The sequence below is a fragment of the Serinicoccus profundi genome (assembly GCF_008001015.1).
GTDB lineage: Bacteria > Actinomycetota > Actinomycetes > Actinomycetales > Dermatophilaceae > Ornithinicoccus > Ornithinicoccus profundi.
Window position 1 is genome coordinate 1,238,797 of sequence record NZ_CP042862.1, and the last position, 19,008, is coordinate 1,257,804.

The 19,008-nt window shown below is 70.9% G+C and carries 19 protein-coding genes; 14 read left to right on the top strand and 5 right to left on the bottom strand.

All coding sequences use genetic code 11. The features are described from left to right. Positions 1 to 42 precede the first annotated feature (42 nt). The 7 genes from trpS to FA582_RS05705 all read left to right on the top strand — a co-directional run bounded on the left by trpS (position 43) and on the right by FA582_RS05705 (position 6,751). Positions 43 to 1,182, top strand: coding sequence for a tryptophan--tRNA ligase (trpS, locus tag FA582_RS05675; RefSeq protein WP_010146462.1), 1,140 nt, complete (start codon positions 43 to 45; stop codon positions 1,180 to 1,182). Between the two features lie 23 nt (positions 1,183 to 1,205). After that, the gene (locus tag FA582_RS05680; protein ID WP_158640858.1) at positions 1,206 to 2,306 is read left to right on the top strand and encodes a glycerate kinase; all 1,101 of its coding nucleotides are present in this window, start codon (positions 1,206 to 1,208) and stop codon (positions 2,304 to 2,306) included. An 85-nt stretch (positions 2,307 to 2,391) separates the two neighbouring features. Then, positions 2,392 to 2,742, top strand: a complete 351-nt coding sequence (locus FA582_RS05685; protein ID WP_010146464.1) for a HesB/IscA family protein — start codon at positions 2,392 to 2,394, stop codon at positions 2,740 to 2,742. 49 nt (positions 2,743 to 2,791) lie between these two features. Continuing rightward, the gene (gene aat, locus FA582_RS05690) at positions 2,792 to 3,640 is read left to right on the top strand and encodes a leucyl/phenylalanyl-tRNA--protein transferase (protein WP_141567482.1); all 849 of its coding nucleotides are present in this window, start codon (positions 2,792 to 2,794) and stop codon (positions 3,638 to 3,640) included. Between the two features lie 41 nt (positions 3,641 to 3,681). Beyond that, positions 3,682 to 4,572 carry an aa3-type cytochrome oxidase subunit II gene (ctaC, locus tag FA582_RS05695; RefSeq protein ID WP_010146466.1) on the top strand — a complete coding sequence of 297 codons (891 nt, stop codon included), beginning with the start codon at positions 3,682 to 3,684 and terminating at the stop codon, positions 4,570 to 4,572. Then, on the top strand, positions 4,572 to 6,350 hold the full coding sequence (ctaD, locus tag FA582_RS05700) for an aa3-type cytochrome oxidase subunit I (RefSeq protein ID WP_010146467.1): 1,779 nt from the start codon (positions 4,572 to 4,574) through the stop codon (positions 6,348 to 6,350). Before ctaC ends, ctaD begins: the two co-directional genes overlap by 1 nt. After that, positions 6,350 to 6,751, top strand: coding sequence for a cytochrome c oxidase subunit 4 (locus FA582_RS05705; protein WP_010146468.1), 402 nt, complete (start codon positions 6,350 to 6,352; stop codon positions 6,749 to 6,751). The genes ctaD and FA582_RS05705 overlap by 1 nt, the downstream gene beginning before the upstream one ends. 76 nt (positions 6,752 to 6,827) lie before the next feature. Here FA582_RS05705 and FA582_RS05710 read toward each other — a convergent pair whose 3' ends face one another. Genes FA582_RS05710 through FA582_RS05720 form a run of 3 tightly spaced genes read right to left on the bottom strand, consistent with a single transcriptional unit; the run spans position 6,828 to position 9,341 of the window. Beyond that, the gene (locus FA582_RS05710) at positions 6,828 to 7,799 is read right to left on the bottom strand and encodes a quinone oxidoreductase family protein (protein WP_029540370.1); all 972 of its coding nucleotides are present in this window, start codon (positions 7,797 to 7,799) and stop codon (positions 6,828 to 6,830) included. Positions 7,800 to 7,809: 10 nt separating this feature from the next. Then, positions 7,810 to 8,922 (bottom strand): anthranilate phosphoribosyltransferase, encoded by a 1,113-nt coding sequence (gene trpD, locus FA582_RS05715; protein WP_010146471.1) that lies wholly within the window; start codon positions 8,920 to 8,922, stop codon positions 7,810 to 7,812. After that, the gene (locus FA582_RS05720; RefSeq protein ID WP_010146472.1) at positions 8,919 to 9,341 is read right to left on the bottom strand and encodes a response regulator transcription factor; all 423 of its coding nucleotides are present in this window, start codon (positions 9,339 to 9,341) and stop codon (positions 8,919 to 8,921) included. The genes trpD and FA582_RS05720 overlap by 4 nt, the downstream gene beginning before the upstream one ends. A gap of 98 nt (positions 9,342 to 9,439) precedes the next feature. Here FA582_RS05720 and ctaE point away from each other — a divergent pair, with 98 nt between their 5' ends. The 6 genes from ctaE to FA582_RS05750 all read left to right on the top strand — a co-directional run bounded on the left by ctaE (position 9,440) and on the right by FA582_RS05750 (position 14,619). After that, on the top strand, positions 9,440 to 10,117 hold the full coding sequence (ctaE, locus tag FA582_RS05725; RefSeq protein WP_474734846.1) for an aa3-type cytochrome oxidase subunit III: 678 nt from the start codon (positions 9,440 to 9,442) through the stop codon (positions 10,115 to 10,117). A 56-nt stretch (positions 10,118 to 10,173) separates the two neighbouring features. Then, entirely contained in the window at positions 10,174 to 10,977 is an 804-nt protein-coding gene (qcrC, locus tag FA582_RS05730) for a cytochrome bc1 complex diheme cytochrome c subunit (protein ID WP_010146474.1), read from the top strand. Between the two features lie 3 nt (positions 10,978 to 10,980). Beyond that, complete coding sequence (qcrA, locus tag FA582_RS05735) at positions 10,981 to 12,081, top strand: cytochrome bc1 complex Rieske iron-sulfur subunit (protein WP_010146475.1); 1,101 nt, start codon at positions 10,981 to 10,983, stop codon at positions 12,079 to 12,081. Next, positions 12,078 to 13,886, top strand: a complete 1,809-nt coding sequence (gene qcrB / locus FA582_RS05740) for a cytochrome bc1 complex cytochrome b subunit (RefSeq protein WP_010146476.1) — start codon at positions 12,078 to 12,080, stop codon at positions 13,884 to 13,886. The genes qcrA and qcrB overlap by 4 nt, the downstream gene beginning before the upstream one ends. A gap of 85 nt (positions 13,887 to 13,971) precedes the next feature. Beyond that, complete coding sequence (locus FA582_RS05745) at positions 13,972 to 14,313, top strand: metallopeptidase family protein (RefSeq protein WP_010146477.1); 342 nt, start codon at positions 13,972 to 13,974, stop codon at positions 14,311 to 14,313. Between the two features lie 24 nt (positions 14,314 to 14,337). Then, positions 14,338 to 14,619, top strand: coding sequence for an Lrp/AsnC family transcriptional regulator (locus FA582_RS05750; RefSeq protein WP_010146478.1), 282 nt, complete (start codon positions 14,338 to 14,340; stop codon positions 14,617 to 14,619). A 5-nt stretch (positions 14,620 to 14,624) separates the two neighbouring features. On the opposite strand, the gene FA582_RS05755 is transcribed toward FA582_RS05750, so the two are convergent. Beyond that, complete coding sequence (locus FA582_RS05755) at positions 14,625 to 16,412, bottom strand: DEDD exonuclease domain-containing protein (protein ID WP_010146480.1); 1,788 nt, start codon at positions 16,410 to 16,412, stop codon at positions 14,625 to 14,627. Between the two features lie 167 nt (positions 16,413 to 16,579). Between FA582_RS05755 and FA582_RS05760 the strand changes: the two genes are divergently transcribed. Then, positions 16,580 to 16,960: a hypothetical protein gene (locus FA582_RS05760; protein WP_010146481.1), complete on the top strand. Its 381-nt coding sequence runs from the start codon at positions 16,580 to 16,582 to the stop codon at positions 16,958 to 16,960. A gap of 192 nt (positions 16,961 to 17,152) precedes the next feature. Here FA582_RS05760 and FA582_RS05765 read toward each other — a convergent pair whose 3' ends face one another. Further along, the gene (locus FA582_RS05765) at positions 17,153 to 18,946 is read right to left on the bottom strand and encodes an AMP-dependent synthetase/ligase (RefSeq protein WP_051125090.1); all 1,794 of its coding nucleotides are present in this window, start codon (positions 18,944 to 18,946) and stop codon (positions 17,153 to 17,155) included. Between the last annotated feature and the right edge of the window lie 62 nt (positions 18,947 to 19,008).

Consider the following 19,008-nt stretch of genomic DNA (forward strand, 5'->3'; position numbering starts at 1 on the left):
GGGCGCGGCTGCCGCGCCCGGCTCTGGCTACCATCAGATCTCGTGACCTCTGAGCCCCTGCAGACCGACACCCGCGAGCGCGACGCCATCGACGCGCTCTCCGACTCCACCTCCGAGGCCTCGCTGCGCCGCAGCGTGGAGCGCAGCGAGCAGATCTGGGACGACCTCGCGGAGCACCCGGACCGCTACCGCATGCTCACCGGCGACCGACCGACCGGCCACCTGCACCTCGGGCACTACTTCGGCAGCCTGCGCAACAGGGTCGCGCTGCAGGACCAGGGGGTGGACACCTGGGTGCTCATCGCCGACTACCAGGTCATCACCGACCGGGACACCGTCGACTCCATCCAGGAGCGGGTCTTCTCCCTGCTCACCGACTACCTCGCCGTCGGTATCGACCCGGCCCGCACCACGATCTTCGCCCACTCCCAGGTGCCGTCCCTCAACCAGCTGGTGCTGCCCTTCCTCTCCCTCGTCACCGACTCCGAGCTGCGCCGCAACCCCACGGTCAAGGCCGAGCAGGAGGCGACGGGCGGGCGGCCGATGACCGGGCTCATGCTGACCTACCCGGTCCACCAGGCGGCGGACATCCTCTTCTGCAAGGCCAACGTCGTCCCGGTCGGCAAGGACCAGCTGCCGCACCTCGAGCAGACCCGCGTCGTCGCGCGCCGTTTCGACGAGCGCTACGGCCGGGCCGGTGAGGGCACCACCCCGGTCTTCCCCGCCCCGGACGCCCTCCTGTCGGAGGTCCCGAACCTCCTGGGCACCGACGGTCAGAAGATGAGCAAGTCGCGCGGCAACGTCATCGAGCTACGGATGAGCGCGGACGAGACGGCGCGGGCGATCAAGAAGGCCGTGACCGACGCCGACCGGCACATCACCTACGACCCCACCGGCCGCCCCGAGGTGTCCAACCTCGTGCTGCTGGCCTCCCTGACCACCGGCCGCGATCCCGAGGCGATCGCCGAGGAGATCGGGGACGGCGGCTCCGGCACCCTCAAGCGGGTCGTCACCGAGGCGGTCAACGAGCACCTGGCCCCGGTCCGGGCCCGCCGCGCCGAGCTCGAGGCCGACCCGGCCGAGCTGCGGCGGGTGCTCGCCGAGGGCAACGCGCACGCCAACGAGGTGGCCGAGGCCACCCTCGACGAGGTCCGCGAGGCCATGCAGATGGTCTACGCCTGATCCGCGGGGACGTGGAGACCGAGGTGCAGGGACCACGCGTCGTCGTCGTCGCCGACCGCTCCGGCGACCGGCTGCCCGCCGGCACCGCGGAGGCGGTGGCGCAGGGGTGGGCGCAGGCCGCCCCGCACGCCCGGGTCGAGGCGCACGCCCTGCACGACGGCGGCGCCGGCTTCGCCGGGGTCGTCGCCGAGCGCGCCACGTCCACCGGCTGGCACGTCGCGACCCACCCGGTGCTCGTCCCCGACCCGACCGGCCGCGAGGTGCCGGCCGCGATCACGCTCGTCTCCGGGCCGGCGGGGGAGACGGCATACCTCGACCTCGCGCAGGTCGTCGGCCGCCACCTCCTCGACCCCGCCCGTCTGGCCGACCCCGACGGGCTGAGCAGTGCCGGGGCCGGGGAGCTGCTACGCCAGGCGCGGGGCCTGGGGGTGCGGCGCCTCGTCGTGGGGGCCGGTCCGGCCGCCTCGCACGACGGCGGGAGCGGCCTGCTCGAGGTGCTCGGCGCAGGTCCCGACCTGGAGGGGCTGGCGCGGGTCCGCGAGGAGTGGGCCGAGGTCTCCCTCGTGCTCGCGACGACGACGGAGGCCTCCCTGCTCGGCTTCCACGGGGCCAGCGCGTCCCTGGGCGAGCTCGGGGTGGCGCCGGAGATCACCCAGCGGCTCGAGACCGAGATGGGTCGGCTGAGCGACCGGGTCAACGCCGTGCTGCCGCCGCCCCGTGACCTGCTCACCGGGCTGCCCCGCCGCCCTGAGCGCGCGTCGGGTGCCGGCGTCGCCGGGGGGATCGGTTATGCCCTCCAGCTCCTCGGGGCGCGCACCGACACCGGCGCGCGCCTGCTGCTGGAGGAGTTCGGGGTGGGGGAGCGGCTGGCCGGGGCCCTGGTCGTCCTCGTCACCGACGCCTACGACTCCACGACGGTGCACGAGGGCGTGGTGGCCGACACCGCGAGGGCGGCGTCCGAGCTCGCCGCTCCCACCGTCGTCCTGGCCCGCGAGGTCGCGGTGGGGCGCCGCGAGGGCATGTCGCTCGGCGTCAGCGGCTCCTACGGACTACGCCCCGGGGAGGACCTCGACGGGCTCGCCGGCCGGGTCGCCCGCACCTGGACCCCGGCCCCACGCGGGTGACGTACGCTGGGACGGACGGGAACACCGAAGCCTCACGGCGACGTTGACCGTTCACGACTTCCCCTCAGGAGAGGACCCTCCGCGCATGACCGAGACCCAGACCACCAAGACCCACGGCGTCACCCTCAGCGATGTCGCGGCGGGCAAGGTCAAGAGCCTGCTCGAGCAGGAGGGCCGCGACGACCTCCGGCTGCGCATCGGCGTCCAGCCGGGCGGCTGCTCGGGCCTGATCTACCAGCTCTACTTCGACGAGCGCACCCTCGACGGCGACCTCGTCGCCGACTTCGACGGCGTCGAGGTCGTGGTGGACCGGATGAGCGCCCCCTACCTCGACGGGGCCTCCATCGACCTCGCCGACACGATCGAGAAGCAGGGCTTCACCATCGACAACCCCAACGCCGGCAGCTCCTGCGCCTGCGGGGACAGCTTCAGCTGACCCCGCGGAACGCGAGCGCCAGCGAGCCTGTTCCGCGGAACAGAGAAGAATGGGCGAGCGGAGCGAGCTCGGAGTCGTCCCCGGCGTAGCCGGGGGCGGCGTAGCCGCTGGAGTCGTCCCCGGCGCAGCCGGGGGCGGCGTGGCCGGGGGCGGCCCAGTCGCCGGAGACGTAGCCGGTGGTCCGGCGGAGCCTGAGCCCACCGCGTGGGAGCTCACGACGGCCGGCGCCGCTGCTGGGGAGGATCTCGTCGGCATCGGCGCGGACCTGGAGCCGGGCACGATCCTCGCCGCCTACCGCTCCGGCCTCTTCCCCATGGGCCTGGGGGAGGGCGGTACCCCGCCCATCGGCTGGTGGTCGCCCGACCCCCGCGGAGTCCTGCTGCCCGGTGACCTGCACCTCAGCCGCACGGCCCGGCGGGCGACCCGTGACCTGAGGGTCAGCGTCGACGAGGCCTTCGAGGAGGTCGTGCAGGGGTGCGCCGACCCCGCCCGGGACGGCGGATGGATCACCCCGCAGATCTTCTCCGCCTACCGCGAGCTGCACGCGCTCGGCTGGGCCCACTCGGTCGAGGTATGGCGTGGTGCCGAGCTGGTGGGCGGGGTCTACGGCCTGGCGATCGGCCGGTTGTTCGCGGGGGAGTCGATGTTCCACCGGGCCCCCGACGCCTCCAAGAAGGCGCTGGCCGGACTCGTCGACGTGCTGTCCGAGGACGGCGAGCCGTGGCTGCTGGACGTGCAGTGGCAGACCCCGCACCTGCGCTCGTTGGGGGTGCGCGCTGTGGACCGGGCCACCTACCTCGCTCTGGTGGCGGCGCGGGTCCACGAGGACCTGCCCGGCCGATGGCGCGGCATACCCCCTGGGGCCACGCACGTGCGCCCTGGTGTGAGGGTAGAGTGAGCGGCGTGAAGCCGACCGTCCCAGCATCAAGAAGTGGATCCGTGCCACGGCGTGAGGAAGCACCGGTCCTGAGCCGGTCCCGGAGCCGCAAGATCGGGGGAGTCGTCGCCATCGGTGCGACCGCTGCCCTGCTCTCCGGATGCGGTGAGGCCGTGTCGCGCGGATTCCTCCCGGAGCCCGCGACCGAGGTCGGTCCGGACATCATCAGTTTCTGGAACGCCACCTGGATCGCGGCGCTGGCCGTCGGGGTCCTGGTCTGGATCCTCATCCTGTGGTCCGTCTTCGCCTACCGGCGTCGGCGCGAGGACGACGTGCCCGTGCAGTTCCGCTACCACGTGCCCTTCGAGATCCTCTACACCGTGGTGCCGATCCTCATGGTCGCCGCGATGTTCGGGCAGACCGTCCCCCTGCAGAACGCCATGCTCGACACCGAGCCCGAGCCCGACGTCGTCGTCAACGTCGCCGGCAAGAAGTGGAGCTGGGACTTCAACTACGTCAACGAGCAGGTCTTCGTCACGGGGGAGCAGGCCGAGGCGCTCACCGAGGGTGAGGAGGGCCTCCCCGAGACGCTCCCGACCCTGGTCCTGCCGGTGGACAGCCGCGTCGAGTTCGTCCTGACCTCGCGCGATGTCATCCACTCCTTCTGGGTCGTCAACTTCCTCCAGAAGATGGACATGGTCCCGGGGCGGGTCAACATCTTCCAGGTGACCACCACCGAGGAGGGCACCTTCGCCGGCAAGTGCGCCGAGCTGTGCGGTGCCTACCACTCACAGATGCTCTTCAACGTCGAGGTCGTCTCGCAGGAGGAGTACTCCGCCTTCATCGCCGACCTCGAGGAGTCGGGCAACACCGGCCAGCTGGGTCCGGACCTCGACTACTACGAGCTGCAGCCCGACCAGCAGGGCAAGCTGCCCGAGGGAGTGGACAACTGATGGCCATCACCACCGATCGCCCCGATGTCGGCACCCGCACCGCGGTGCCGCCCATGCCCGAGCGCAGCTCCTTCGTGCGCAACGCCGTCCGGGTGCTCACGACGACCGACCACAAGGTCATCGGCAACCTCTACTTTGTCGCGACCATGGGCTGGTTCGTCATCGGCGGCATCATGGCGCTGTTCATCCGGGCTGAGCTCTTCGTCCCCGGGCTCCAGGTCGTGGACAACCCCGAGGTCTTCAACCAGCTCTTCACCATGCACGGCACGGTGATGCTGCTGATGTTCGCCACCCCCCTGTTCGCCGGCTTCGCCAACGCGCTGGTGCCGCTCCAGGTCGGCTCGCCCGACGTCGCCTTCCCGCGGCTCAACATGCTGGCCTTCTGGATGTTCTTCTTCGGCAGCCTCATCGCCGTCGGCGGCTTCCTGACCCCCAGCGGCGCCGCGAGCTTCGGCTGGTTCGCCTACCAGCCGCTGGCCGGCCCCACGCACAGCCCCGGGCTGGGCGGCGACCTGTGGGTCATCGGCCTGGCGGTGACCGGTTTCGCCTCGATCTTCGGTGCGGTCAACTTCATCACGACCATCGTCTGCATGCGGGCGCCCGGCATGACGATGTTCCGGATGCCGATCTTCACCTGGACGGTGCTCGTCACCTCGATCCTCGTGCTCGTCGTCTTCCCCGTGCTCGCCGCGGCCCTCTTCGGGATGGCGGCCGACCGGATGTTCGGCTGGCACATCTTCGACCCCGAGTACGGCGGGGCCTTGCTCTGGCAGCACCTGTTCTGGTTCTTCGGCCACCCCGAGGTCTACATCATCGCGCTGCCGTTCTTCGGCATTATCTCCGAGGTCATCCCGGTCTTCTCCCGCAAGCCGCTCTTCGGCTACAAGACGCTGGTGCTGGCGACGATGGCGATCGCCGCGCTCTCGGTGTCGGTGTGGGCGCACCACATGTATGCCACGGGCGCCGTCCTGCTGGAGTTCTTCACCATCATGACGATGCTCATCGCCGTGCCGACCGGGGTGAAGTTCTTCAACTGGATCGGCACCATGTGGAAGGGGTCCATCAAGATGGACACCCCGATGCTCTGGGCGGTGGGCTTCCTCGTGACCTTCCTCTTCGGTGGCCTGACCGGCGTCATCCTCGCGAGCCCGGCGCTGGACTTCGCCGTCACGGACACCTACTTCGTCGTGGCCCACTTCCACTACGTCGTCTTCGGCACGGTCGTCTTCGCGATGTTCGCCGGCTACTTCTTCTGGTGGCCCAAGCTGACCGGGCACATGCTCGACGAGCGGCTGGGCAAGATCCAGTTCTGGATGCTCTTCCTCGGCTTCCACGGCACCTTCCTCATCCAGCACTTGCTGGGTGTGGAGGGGATGCCCCGGCGCTATGCCGACTACATGCCCGAGGACGGCTTCACCTGGATGAACCAGCTGTCCACCGTGTCCTCCTTCCTTCTCGCGGCCTCGATGCTGCCGTTCTTCTACAACGTGTGGAAGAGCTTCAAGACGCCGAAGGTCGAGGTCGACGACCCGTGGGGCTGGGGCATGTCGCTGGAGTGGGCCACCTCCTGCCCGCCGCCGCGGCACAACTTCGACTCCCTGCCGCGGATCCGGTCCGAGCGGGCCGCCTTCGACCTCCACCACCCGGAGATCGGCACGCTGGAGTCCGCGGAGCCCGACAAGGGGGTCGCCGAGCAGCTGCTCGGTGGCCCGGACACCGACCCCGACGGCCGCACCGGTACCGACACCGGCGGCTACACCGGACAGGAGCGTGACTGATGAAGGCAGAGGTCAAGGTCTTCGCCTATCTGGTGCCCTTCTTCGCACTGGCGACGGCGCTGTACGCCTACTTCACCGACCCCAAGGAATGGGTCGGCATCATCGGCCTGCTCCTGACGATGCTCTTCACGGCGTTCATCGCCTTCTACCTCTGGGTGACCGGCCGCAAGACCGACGCCCGCCCGGAGGACGACCTGCAGGGCGAGATCGCCGATCTCTCCGGTGACTACGGCCACTTCGCGCCCTACTCCTGGTGGCCGCTGTGGCTGGGGCTGTCCATCTCCGCGGTGGCCCTCGGGCTGGCCGTGGGCTGGTGGCTGCTGATCTGCGCCGTGCCCTTCCTGCTCGTGGCGATCCTGGGCTGGACCTTCGAGTTCTTCCGAGGGTCCAAGGCGATCTGAGGCACCGGTCGACCACGGCGGGGACGGGACTCGTCGCGTTCGTCAGCGGCCCGACGCCACGCGTGCGTCTGCCGCCTCAGGTCACCAGGAGCAGCTTGCCCGTCGTGCCGCCCGCCTCGAGGTCACGGTGCGCCTGCTCGGCCTGCGCCAGCGGGTAGCGCCGGGAGATCCGGACGTCGAGATCACCGCGCGCGACGAGGTGCAGCAGGTCGTCGGCACGGGCCGTCAGCTCGGCCCGGTCGGCGACGTAGTCGGCCAACGTGGGTCGGGTCAGGAAGAGTGAGCCCGAGCGGTTGAGCAGCTGTGGGTCGACCGGCGGCACCGGGCCGCTGGCCGCCCCGAAGAGCACCATCATCCCCCGACGGGCCAGCACCTCGATCCCGGCCTCGAAGGTGTCCTTGCCGACGCCGTCGTAGACGACCTCGACCCCGCCGCCGTCGGTGATCTCCCGGACCCGGTCGACCAGGTCCTCCTCGCGGTACAGCACCACGTCGGCGGCCCCGGCCTCCCGGGCGAGCGCGGCCTTCTCCGACGAGCCGACCGTGCCGATGACGTGCACGCCCGCCTGCGCCAGGAGCTGGGTGAGCAGAAGCCCCACGCCGCCGGCGGCCGCGGTCACGAGGGCGGTGTGCCCTGGTGCGGCCGGGAAGGTCGTCCGGGCGAGGTAGTGGGCGGTCAGCCCCTGCAGCATGACCGCGGCCGCCGTCTCGAGGTCGACCTCGGCCGGGACGAGGACCAGGCGGTCGGCCGGGACCACGGTCTCGTCGGTATACCCCGTGCCGGGACACATCGCCCAGGCGACCCGGTCGCCGACAGAGACCTCGGAGACGTCCTCGCCGAGAGCGCGCACCGTCCCCGCACCCTCGCTGCCGACCACGAAGGGGGTGGGCATGGGGTAGGCCCCGGTGCGGTGGTAGACGTCGATGAAGTTCACCCCGCCTGTCGCCACGTCCACGAGCACCTCGCCCGGCCCGGGCTCGGGGGTGGGACGGTTCACGAGGGTGAGGGCCTGCGGCCCTCCGGGCTGGTCGACGATGATCGCACGCATGCGGGCGACGTTATCGCGGGGCGGCTCCACCGGTCGCGGCGACCCACCGCTCGAGGACGCGCGTGGCGGCGCCGTCGTCCAGGGCTGAGGCAGCCCGCTGCATACCGCTGCGGATCGTGTCGTGCAGCTGATCCCCGGTGCGCGGGTGCGCGGAGGTCTCGCCCGCCTCCACGAGCGCGAGCGCCGTCCCGGCGTTGAGCAGCACGGCGTCCCGCACGGCGCCGCGCTCACCGGCGAAGAGTCGTCGCGCGACCTCGGCGTTGTGCTCGGCGTCCTGCCCCCGCAGGGACTCCAGCGGGTGCAGGGGGAGGTCCAGCCGGCGGGGGTCCAGCACGTGCTCCTGGACGTGCCCTTCGGCGTCGGCCCACCACAGCCGGCTGGTCGTCGCCGTCGTGATCTCATCGAGCCCGTCATCACCGCGGAAGACGACCGCCTCGGTGCCCCGGGCCGCGAAGACCTCGGCCATCAGGGGAGCCATCCGGGCGTCCGCGCAGCCCACCGCGGCGTAGCGGGGCTGCGCGGGGTTGGTCAACGGGCCGAGGAAGTTGAAGGCGGTGCCGATCCCCAGCTCGCGACGGACCGCTCCGGCATACCGCATCGAGGGGTGGAAGGTCAGGGCGAAGCAGAAGGTGATCCCGGCCTGCAGCGCGACCTCCTTCACCCGCTCGGGGGAGAGGTCGAGGCGCACGCCGAGCGCCTCGAGCATGTCGGCGGACCCCGACCGGCTGGACGCCGCGCGGTTGCCGTGCTTGACCACCCGCGCGCCAGCCGCGGCCATGACCACGGCCGACATGGTCGAGATGTTGACCGTCATGGCCCGGTCGCCACCGGTGCCGACGATGTCGACGGTCGGTCCGTCCACGGAGAACCGCAGGGCGTGCTCCAGCATGGTCGCCGAGAGGCCGGACATCTCCTGAGCGGTCTCACCCTTGGTGCGCAGCGCGACGAGGAAGCCGCCCAGCTGCGCATCGCTGGCCGAACCGGTCATCACCTGGTCCATGACCCATGACGTCGTGCGGCTGGAGAGGTCCTCGCCCCGGGTCAGCGCCGTGAGGACATCCGGCCAGCTGTGGTCGGACTGCCCAGCGACCTCCGGATCCGTCGGGCCGGCGCCCGGGGTCACCGGCGAGCCAGGTCCGCGACGGCCGCGGTGAGGCGTGCCTCGTCCAGCGGCCGGGAGAGCACGGCGTCGGCCTGCGACCAGGTCGCGAGCCAGCCGTCGCCGGGGCGCCCGGTGAGCACGAGGACGGGCGGGCAGTCGAAGAGCTCGTTCTTGAGCTGCCGGCAGACGCCCATCCCGCCGTAGGGCTGGGACTCGCCGTCCAGGATCAACAGGTCGTAGGCACCGCTCTGGGCCTCCAGGAGCGTGACCTCGGGGGTGGCGCACTCCATCCACCGGGTGATGACCACGTCGTCGGCCGGCCGATCGCCGACCCCCACCCGGACGGCGTCCCGCACGCTGCGGTCGTTGCTGTAGAGCAGGACCGAGACGGAGGTGGTGGTGGCGCCGGTGGAGGCGGAGGGAACCGCAGGAGTGCTCATGCAGGCGATCCTACCGAGCCTCTGCGGCCGGAGAAAGCATGGGAGCGGCCGCGGTGGGGTGGTCGCGCGGGCAGTCACTCGATGCGTAAGATGAGCATGTGGCGACAACTCCTGCAGCAACCCTGAGCGACGCGGACCGGTTCCACGCGACCGCGCACGGACCGGCGACGCGCCCCAACATGGTGGCGGTCGGCACCATGGTGTGGCTGGGCAGCGAGATCATGTTCTTCGCGGGGCTGTTCGCGATGTACTTCACGATCCGTTCGGTCGCGGCCGACCTGTGGGCCGAGCGCACCGAGTACCTCGACGTGACCTTCGCCTCCATCAACACCATGATCCTGGTCGTCTCCTCGGTGTGGTGCCAGTTCGGGGTGTGGAAGGCAGAGCGGGGCATCCCGCACCGCACCGGCAGCATCTTCCACATCGGCAACCCGCTGGGGGAGACCGGCTGGGGCATGCGCGAGTGGTACACCCTCACCTACCTCTTCGGAGCCACCTTCATCGCCGGTCAGGTGTGGGAGTACGCCACCCTGACCATGGAGGGCCTGACTCCGACCGCCGACCCCTACGGCTCGGTGTTCTTCATCACCACAGGCTTCCACGGGCTGCACGTGACCGGCGGGCTCATCGCCTTCCTGCTCATCATCGGCCGCAGTTTCACCGCCAAGCGCTACACCCACGCGCAGGCGACCGGTGCCGTGGTCACGTCCTACTACTGGCACTTCGTCGATGTCGTCTGGATCGCCCTCTTCGCGGTGATCTACCTCGTGCGGTGAGCCGTATGCCGCACGGACCCCGCCCAGCCACTCCTGCACCCCGGAAGGACCGTCGAGTGAGTTTCCTCGCCGCCCGTCGCCGTAGCCCACTCGCGCTGCTGGTGCTGCTGTTCCTCGGCCTCGCCTTCACCGGCACCGCGTATGCCGCGCTGCAGACGGGCGCCGCCCCGGGCACGTCCGCGGAGGAGGCCTCGCCCGAGCAGCTCGAGGAAGGACGCCAGCTCTTCCTTGCCAACTGTGCCTCGTGCCACGGCACCAACGCCGGGGGCAACGGCAGCGACGGTCCCTCGCTGCACGGCGTGGGCGCTGCCGCGGTCGACTTCCAGGTCGCCACGGGTCGTATGCCGCTCCCGGCGCCGGGGGTCCAGGCCGAGCGCAACATCTCTCAGGTCCAGTTCAGCGCCGAGCAGATCGAGGCCCTCGCGGTCTACATCGACTCCCTGGCACCGGGCCCGGACGTGCCGGAGGCGCGGTGGCTGGACCCCTCGCAGGGCGACCCCGCCAACGGCGGTGCCGTCTACCGCACCAACTGCGCGATGTGCCACAACTCCTCGGGCACCGGAGGTGCCCTCACCCGTGGCAAGTACGCCCCCACCCTCATGGGCGTGGACGAGCAGCACATCTACGAAGCCATGCTCACCGGCCCGCAGTCGATGCCGGTCTTCAACGACCAGAACATCACGCCCGAGGAGAAGCGCGACGTCATCGCCTTCCTCAAGAGCGTGGAGGACGGCGCCAACGACCAGGGCGGTCACACGCTCGGGAGCCTCGGCCCGGCCGGGGACGCGCTCTTCGCCTGGACCATCGGGATCCTCGCGTTCATCGGCGCTGCCGTGTGGCTCGGACGAAAGGCGGCCTGAGACATGACGACCCCCCACCACGACGACACCACCCCCGCCGTGCGTGACTCGCACGCGTCGCCGGCCCGGACCGACCGGTTCGAGAACCCCGGTCTGCCGCCGCACGTGCCGCGGCGCGCCGACGTCGACCCCAAGGCCGCCAAGCGCGCCGAGGTCCAGGTCGTGGCGATGTTCACGATGTCGGCCCTCGCCTCGATCGCCTTCGTCGTCGCCTACTTCGCGATCGACCCGGACCTCAAGGGCTATCTCCTCGGCATCGGGGAGATGAACCTCTACCACCTCGCGCTCGGCGTGACCATGGGGCTCTCCCTGCTCGGGATCGGACTCGGTGCGATCCACTGGGCGAAGACCCTCATGCCCGACGAGGAGGTCATCGAGGAGCGCCACCCGCAGGCGTCCGGCGAGGAGGACCGGCTCGTCGTCGGTCAGACCCTGTCCCACGGCTGGCGCAGCTCCCAGCTCAACCGGCGCTCGGCCATCCTCGGCTCGGCCGGTGGGGCGCTGGGCCTCTTCGCCCTGCCGCTGGTCCTCCCGGTCGTCGCCGGTCTGGGTCCCCGACCGAGCCGCGAAGCCCTGTTCGAGACGCACTGGGAAGAGGGTGTTCCGCTGGTGGTCGATCACTCCGGGGCGCCGGTCAGGGCCGCCGACGTCACCCAGGGGTCGGTCTTCCACATCATGCCCGAGGGCTGGGCCGGGCCCCAGGCCTTCGAGGAGCACGGTGCCGAGGAGGTCATGGCCGCCAAGGCCACGGACCAGGTCATCCTGGTCAAGCTCGACCCCTCGCTCATCACCAGCGAGAAGCAACGGGAGTGGGGCTACGACGGCATCGTCGCCTACTCCAAGGTGTGCACCCACGTCGGGTGCCCCGTGGCGCTCTACGAGCAGCAGACCCACCATCTGCTGTGTCCCTGCCACCAGTCGACCTTCGACATGACCGACGACTGCACGGTGATCTTCGGGCCGGCCAAGAGGCCGCTGCCCCAGCTGCCGATCACGGTGGACGCCGAGGGCTACATCGTGGCCGCGGACTCCTTCCGCGAGCCGATCGGACCAAGCTTCTGGGAGCGCGAGCGCCCAGGTCTGTTGGGAGATGACGAGTCATGACGACGCACGTGCCCCAGGGTGCCGACCACCTCCGCACCGACACCACCGAGCCGCAGCGGCCGCAGAGCCAGACCGACCAGTCCTCCCCGGACGCGAAGTTCCCGGGCGCCCTGGTCTGGGCCGACGAACGCGTCGGCGCCGCCAAGGGGTTGCGCTTCGCCCTCAAGAAGGTCTTCCCCGACCACTGGAGCTTCCTGCTCGGCGAGATCGCGATGTACTCCATGATCATCGCGCTCATCACCGGCACCTTCCTCACCCTGTGGTTCGTCCCGAGCATGGGCCACGTGACCTACGACGGCGACTACGTCCCGCTCAAGGGTGTCGGGATGTCCGAGGCCTACGCCTCCACCCTCGACATCAGCTTCGAGGTCAAGGGCGGTCTGCTCATCCGGCAGCTGCACCACTGGTCGGCCCTCTTCTTCATCGTCGGCATCGCCCTGCACGCAGCCCGGGTCTTCTTCACCGGCGCGTTCCGCAAGCCGCGGGAGATCAACTGGGTCATCGGGGTCGTCCTCTCCCTCCTCGCCGCCATCGAGGGCTTCGCCGGCTACTCCCTCCCGGACGACCTGCTGTCGGGTACTGGCATCCGGGCCATGAACGGCTTCATGATGTCGGCGCCGGTGATCGGCACCTGGATGACGTTCTTCGTCTTCGGCGGGGAGTTCCCGGGCGAGGCGATCATTCCCCGGCTCTACATCGCCCACGTGCTGCTGCTCCCGGCGATCATCGTCGGCCTCTTCGTGCTGCACCTGGCCCTCGTCGTCGTCCACAAGCACACGCAGTACCCCGGCCCGGGTCGCACCAACGACAATGTCGTCGGGTTCCCGATCATGCCGGTGTATGCCGCGAAGGCCGGTGGCTTCTTCTTCGTGGTCTTCGGCATCACCGCCCTGGTCTCGGCCCTGGTGCAGATCAACGGCGTGTGGGTCTACGGACCGTACGACCCGACCCAGGTGACCGCGGGCAGCCAGCCCGACTTCTACATGTGGTTCTCCGACGGCGCACTGCGTCTGCTCCCGGGTTGGTTGGAGTTCACGCTGTTCGGCACCGTGTGGAGCTTCAACATCTTCCTCGGCTCGCTGGTGCTGCTGCCCCTGGTCTGGGCGATCATGGGCGCCTATCCCTTCATCGAGGCATGGATCACCGGTGACAAGAGCGAGCACCACATCCTCCAGCGCCCGCGCAACGCCCCGACCCGGACCGCGATCGGTATGGCGGCGATCTCGATGTATCTCGTGCTGGCGCTCGCCTGCATCAACGACATCCTCGCGATCAAGCTCGGGCTGTCCATCAACGACCTCACGATCCTCTTCCGGACGTTGTTCTTCGTCCTCCCGGTCCTCGTGTTCGTCGTGACCAAGCGGCTCTGCCTGTCGCTGCAGCGCCACGACCGCGAGCGGGTCCTGCACGGCAACGAGACCGGCCGGATCGTCCGGACGCCGGAGGGTCGCTTCTTCGAGGCCCACGAGCCGCTGGACGAGTACGAGCGGTGGGCCCTCGTCGACTACGACCCGCCGACCCCGCTGGGCCTCACCCAGGGCCCGGATGTCGACAGCCGCGGCGTCGCGCGCCGTCGGGGACCGCTGGCCGGGCTGCAGGCGGCGGCGTCGTCCTTCTTCTACAAGGACTCGGTCACCCCCGTGACTCCCTCCGAGCTCGCCGCGGCGCACCACCACGGCGAGCACGACGCGCTGGAGCAGGCCTCCGCGCCGCAGCTCGGGGTGCCGGTGAACGACAGCATCGGTGACGACGACTTCACCGACCACCACGGCTCGTCGGTGCAGGCACCTCCGCGCCATCACTGAGCACCAGCCCGACGACGAGCGCCCCGCCACCGAGACCGGTGGTGGGGCGTCGTCGACTCCTGCCGACACCGGTCCGGCGGAAGCGATGTCGATGTCCCGGGAGGAGTTCGAGGACGCCGTCGGCGACTCCCTCGACCTGGTGCCGGACGGTCTCATGGCCCGGTTGGACAATGTCGTCTTCCTCGTCGAGGACGAGCCGCCGCCGGAGGAGCCGGACCTGCTCGGTCTCTACGACGGGGTGCCGCTCACCGAACGGGACTGGGGCATGCAGCTGCCGGACCGCATCTTCATCTACCGGGGTCCGCTGCTGCGCATGTGCGAGGACCGGGACGAGCTGCTCGACGAGATCGCCGTGACGGTAGTGCACGAGATCGCCCACCACTTCGGGATCGACGACGACCGGCTGCACGAGCTGGGATGGGGCTGAGTCACCGGCCGCTACAGTGAGCGGGTGATTTCTGCCATCGTCATGATCAAGGCCGAGGTCGGCCGCATCCCCGAGGCCGCCCAGGAGATCGCCGAGATCGACGGCATCCGGGAGGTCTACTCCGTCACCGGAGACGTCGACCTCATCGCCATCGCGCGGGTCCAGCGGCACGAGGACTTCGCCGACGTCATCGCCGACCGGCTCAACAAGGTGGGCGGCGTCCTGGAGACGACGACGCACATCTCCTTCCGGGCCTACTCCTCCTCAGACCTCGAGGCGGGTTTCTCCCTCGGCCTCGACCACTGAGCTGATCAGGCCGGGAGTGCACCCACCGGCCGGTCCAGGGGCCGGGGTTGCCCGGCGACTCCGGGCTCGGCGCCCGACCATGTCGCCGCCACCGGCTCCAGGAGAGCGCGGCTCGCGCCGGCTCCGTCGACGGGGCACGTCCACTCGCCCGACAGGTCGACCAGTCGGACCCCGGGGGACTCCAGCCAGCGCAGGATGAGCTCGGTCTCCTCCGGCAGCGCCGCAGGTGCGGCCGATGCGTCTGGAGCGCTGACGACCTCGGCGGTCTCGCGGAGCGCCGCGACGTAGGGCATCGGGTCAGCCCCTCGGGGGCTCACGCTCGTGCCGCTCAGCCGGCCGTGGCGGACGCAGATGAGCTCCCACCCGCCCTGCTCGCCGCGCCGGGCGGCGATGATCTCGGGTGCGCGGGCGACCGGCCGCAGCCGCTGGCTCCGGGCGGCGGCCCGCACGAGCGCCATCATCCGGTCACGCATCGTGCGCGCCTCCTCGAAGCGTTCCTGCTCGGCGAGGTCGTCGAGGCGGGACCGCAGCGCCGTCACGACCTCGGTGGTGCTCCCGGCGAGGGCCTGACCCGCCCGAGCGACCACCTCGGCGTAGTCCTCCCGGCTCTGGGCTCCCACGCACGGACCCCCGCAGCGGCCGATCTCGAGCAGGACGCAGGCACTGGTGCCGGGGGAGCGCGCCGACAGGCGCCGGGTGCACTGGCGTAGCGGGACGACCTCGTGCAGGGCCGTGACGGCGGCCTCCGCGGAGCGCCGGGAGCCGAACGGGCCGGCATACTGCGCCTTGTCGTCCTTGACCGAGCGCACGACGGACAACCGGGGGAAGGCCTCGTCGGTCAAGCGCACCCACACGGCCTTCTCCGGGTGACGTGAGCGGCGGTTGTAGCGCGGCTTGTGCTCGGCGATGAGGCGCAGCTCGCGGACCGAGGCCTCCAGGGGGGTGGCGCAGACGATGGGGGTCAAGGACTCGGCGAGGCCGACCATCTCCGTCATCCGCCGCCGGGTCTCGGAGGCGGTGAAGTAGGTGAGGGTCCGCCGCCGCAGATCCGTCGCGGTGCCGACGTAGAGCGGGGTTCCTGTGCCGTCGCGGAAGACGTAGACCCCGGGGGCCGACGGCATCGCCTCGGCCAGGACCCGTTTGCGGCGCTGTGACGGGCTGACCCTCGAGCTGTAGGACTGCAGCTCCTCCAGCGTGTGCACCCCGAGGTTGCCGACCCGCTCCATGAGGCCGTACAGGACGTCGACCGTCGCCCGCGCGTCGTGCAGGGCACGGTGGTCGGGGGTGGTGGTCGCCCCGAACAGCCGCGCGAGGCTGGCCAGCTTGTGGTTGGGGGCCTCGTCCTTGCGCACCAGCTGACGGGCCAGCCGGACGGTGTCGAGGACCGGGAAACCCGGCCAGGGGTGCCCCGTCTCGCGGGCCGCCGCCTTGAGGAAGGACACGTCGAAGCCGGCGTTGTGGGCGACGAGCACGCTGCCCCGGGCGAACTCGAGGAACTGCGGCAGCACGGTGGAGATGGCCGGGGCCTGCACCACCATGGCGTTGGTGATGCCGGTCAGGACCGTGATGAAGGCCGGGATGGGGGTGGCGGGCCGGACGAGAGTCTGGAACTCACCCAGGACCTGGCCCCCGCGCACCTTGACCGCACCGAACTCGGTGATCTGCGACCCGGCGGGGGACCCGCCGGTGGTCTCGAGGTCGACGACGACGAAAGTCGTCTCGGACAGTGGGGTGCCGAGATCGCCGAAGGTCTCCTGGGTGTAGGTCACCACCCGCTCCGTGGTCCCGGTCACCGGGTGCCCCCCGCGGTGCGGTGCCGGGTGGGGCCCGCGAGGCTCGTGTGCCGCATCTGCATACCGGTGAGGCTAGGGCGGCCCACCGACAGACCCCTGACGGCGCGCGGGGAGCGGGGTCTGTCGGTGGGCAGCCCTAGCGTCGTCGTCATGAAGGAGGTGGACCCATGTACCCACACCCCACACCACCCACCCCGCGAGGCCAGTCCGTCGCGGTGATCGACTGCGAGACCTGCCCCGTCCGGGGGCGGCACTGCGGTGACTGCTTCGTGCCCGTCCTGGGCCGCATCTGGCTGGAGACGCCCACCCGGGCGGCCGAACCCTCACCCCGGCCCGGAGCGGACCGAGCGGAGCGAGCCGGGCAGGCCGCGCCGGGCGAACCTGGACCCGGCGTCCCGGTCGATCCGGACGACGCGTCGTCCGCAGGTCTGGACAGCGACGAGCTGGCCGCGGTGAGCGCCTTCGTCCGGGCCGGCCTGGTCGCGCCCCAGGAAGCGCGCGCCGCCCGCGCCCACGTCGAGCCCACCCGCAGGGTCGCCGCGGGCTGAAGCTCAGCCCGGGGGCGGCCTACGCCTGAGGTCACACCGCCCCCTGGGGTCCCAGGGTGGGGGGGATGACGGTATCTGCGCGGGATGACGACCTCGGCAGATCCCGATGTCCCGGCAGTCTGTGGTCCGTGTGACGGGCGTGGGGTGAACGCGAGCCGTGAGCCGCACGCACTGACGACGTGCCTCCCGCGCTCAACGGCGTTGGTAGACCGTCTCGATCTGCGCCGCGTAGGCCTCGGTCACCGCGGTGCGCCGCAGCTTGAGCGAGGGGGTGAGCATCCCCGACTCGATCGTGAAGTCCTCGGTCAGCACGGTGAACGCCCGGATCGACTCCGCCCGGCTCACCGAGGAGTTGGCCTGGTCCACGGCGGCCTGGATCTCCTGGCGCACGAGCGGGTGGGACGCGGCCTGCTCTGCGGAGACGTCTGCGAGATCGTGCTGGCCCAGCCACCCGGGCAGGACGTCCGCGTCCAGCGTCACGAGGGCCGCGACGAAGGGCCGACCCTCGCCGACGACGATGCACTGCGAGATCAGCGGGTGCGCCCGCAGGCGGTCCTCGAGCGGCCCAGGGGAGACGTTCTTGCCCCCGGCCGTGACGATGATCTCTTTCCTGCGCCCGGTCACCCGCAGGAATCCATCGGCGTCCAGCTCGCCCAGGTCTCCGGTGCGTAGCCACCCGTCCGAGAGCACCGCCTCGGTGGCCGACGGGTCGCCGCGGTAGCCCCGCAGCACCCCGACGCCCTTGACGAGGATCTCCCCGTCCGGCTCCACCCGGATCGCGACCCCCGGCAACGGACGCCCCACCGTGCCGATGCGCAGGAGGTCAGGGGTGTTCACGGTGGCCGGTGCCGTGGTCTCGGTCAGCCCGTACCCCTCGAGCACGACCAGTCCGGCGCCGCGGAAGAAGTGCCCGAGGCGCTCGCCGAGGGCTGCACCCCCCGAGATCGCGTGCGTCACCCGACCGCCGAGCGAGGCGCGCAGTCGCGAGTAGACCAGCCGGTCGGCCAGCGCGTGCTGGGCGCGCAGGCTCACCCGCACCGACCCGGTGTCGAGGGCGCGGCTGTAGGCCTCGGCGACGCGGGCGGCCCAACGGAAGAGCCGCCCGCGTCCCGCCGCCTCGGCCTTCTGCTCGGCCGCGTTGTAGATCTTCTCGAACACCCGTGGGACCGACAGCAGGAAGGTCGGCCCGAAGCCCGCGAGGTCGTCGAGGATCCTGCGCGGGTCCGGGCAGTGCCCCATCCGCACTCCGGCCCGCAGACAGACGACCTGGATGAAGCGCGCGAAGACGTGGGCCAGCGGCAGGAAGATGAGGTTGGCGGCGCCCGGGGCGTCGACGATGACGGACAACCGTTCGCAGGCGTTGTCCGCCAACGACATGAAGTTGTCGTGCGTCAGCTCGCAGCCCTTGGGGCGCCCCGTCGTGCCGGAGGTGTAGATGATCGTCGCGAGATCCGCCCGGGAGACCGTGCTGCGACGCTCCTCCAGCTCCTCGTCGCTGATCTCGACGCCGGCGCAGGCGAGCTCGTCCAGCGACCCGGACTCGATCTGCCACACGTCGCGCAGCTGGTCCAGGCCGTCACGGCAGCCGGCCAGGGTCGCCATCATCGCCGCGTCCTCCACGATGACGGCCACCGCACCGGAGTCCGCACAGATCCAGCGCACCTGCTCCGGGGCACTGGTCTCATAGATCGGCACCGGGACGGCGCCTGCGGTCCACAGCGCGAGGTCGGCGAGGGTCCACTCCAGCCGGGTCCGGCTCATGATGGCCACCCTGTCCCCGGGCTGGACGCCCGCGGCCATGAAGCCCTTGGCGAGCCGGTCGACCCGCCTGGAGAGCTCGGCTGCGGTGACGTCCTCCCAGCCCCCGTCGTGCGGCACCGAGACCAGGACCCGTCCCGGCTCCCGCAGCGTCCACCGGCGCAGGTAGTCGGCGATCCCTCCCGGGGCGTCCTCGGACACCAGAAGGGGTACGGACACCTCGCGCACGACAGCACCTCCCGTGGGTGGTTCGGGTTCGTTCAAGGGGTGCTCACCCTACCCTCGGGGGA

Excerpts from the sequence above, each read along its gene's own strand:
- FA582_RS05685 (WP_010146464.1), top strand. The coding sequence starts at position 2,392 with ATGACCGAGACCCAGACCACCAAGACCCACGGCGTCACCCTCAGCGAT.
- aat (WP_141567482.1), top strand. The coding sequence starts at position 2,792 with ATGGGCGAGCGGAGCGAGCTCGGAGTCGTCCCCGGCGTAGCCGGGGGC.
- ctaD (WP_010146467.1), top strand. The coding sequence starts at position 4,572 with ATGGCCATCACCACCGATCGCCCCGATGTCGGCACCCGCACCGCGGTG.
- FA582_RS05705 (WP_010146468.1), top strand. The coding sequence starts at position 6,350 with ATGAAGGCAGAGGTCAAGGTCTTCGCCTATCTGGTGCCCTTCTTCGCA.
- FA582_RS05710 (WP_029540370.1), bottom strand. The coding sequence starts at position 7,799 with ATGCGTGCGATCATCGTCGACCAGCCCGGAGGGCCGCAGGCCCTCACC.
- FA582_RS05720 (WP_010146472.1), bottom strand. The coding sequence starts at position 9,341 with ATGAGCACTCCTGCGGTTCCCTCCGCCTCCACCGGCGCCACCACCACC.
- qcrA (WP_010146475.1), top strand. The coding sequence starts at position 10,981 with ATGACGACCCCCCACCACGACGACACCACCCCCGCCGTGCGTGACTCG.
- qcrB (WP_010146476.1), top strand. The coding sequence starts at position 12,078 with ATGACGACGCACGTGCCCCAGGGTGCCGACCACCTCCGCACCGACACC.
- FA582_RS05745 (WP_010146477.1), top strand. The coding sequence starts at position 13,972 with ATGTCGATGTCCCGGGAGGAGTTCGAGGACGCCGTCGGCGACTCCCTC.
- FA582_RS05760 (WP_010146481.1), top strand. The coding sequence starts at position 16,580 with ATGTACCCACACCCCACACCACCCACCCCGCGAGGCCAGTCCGTCGCG.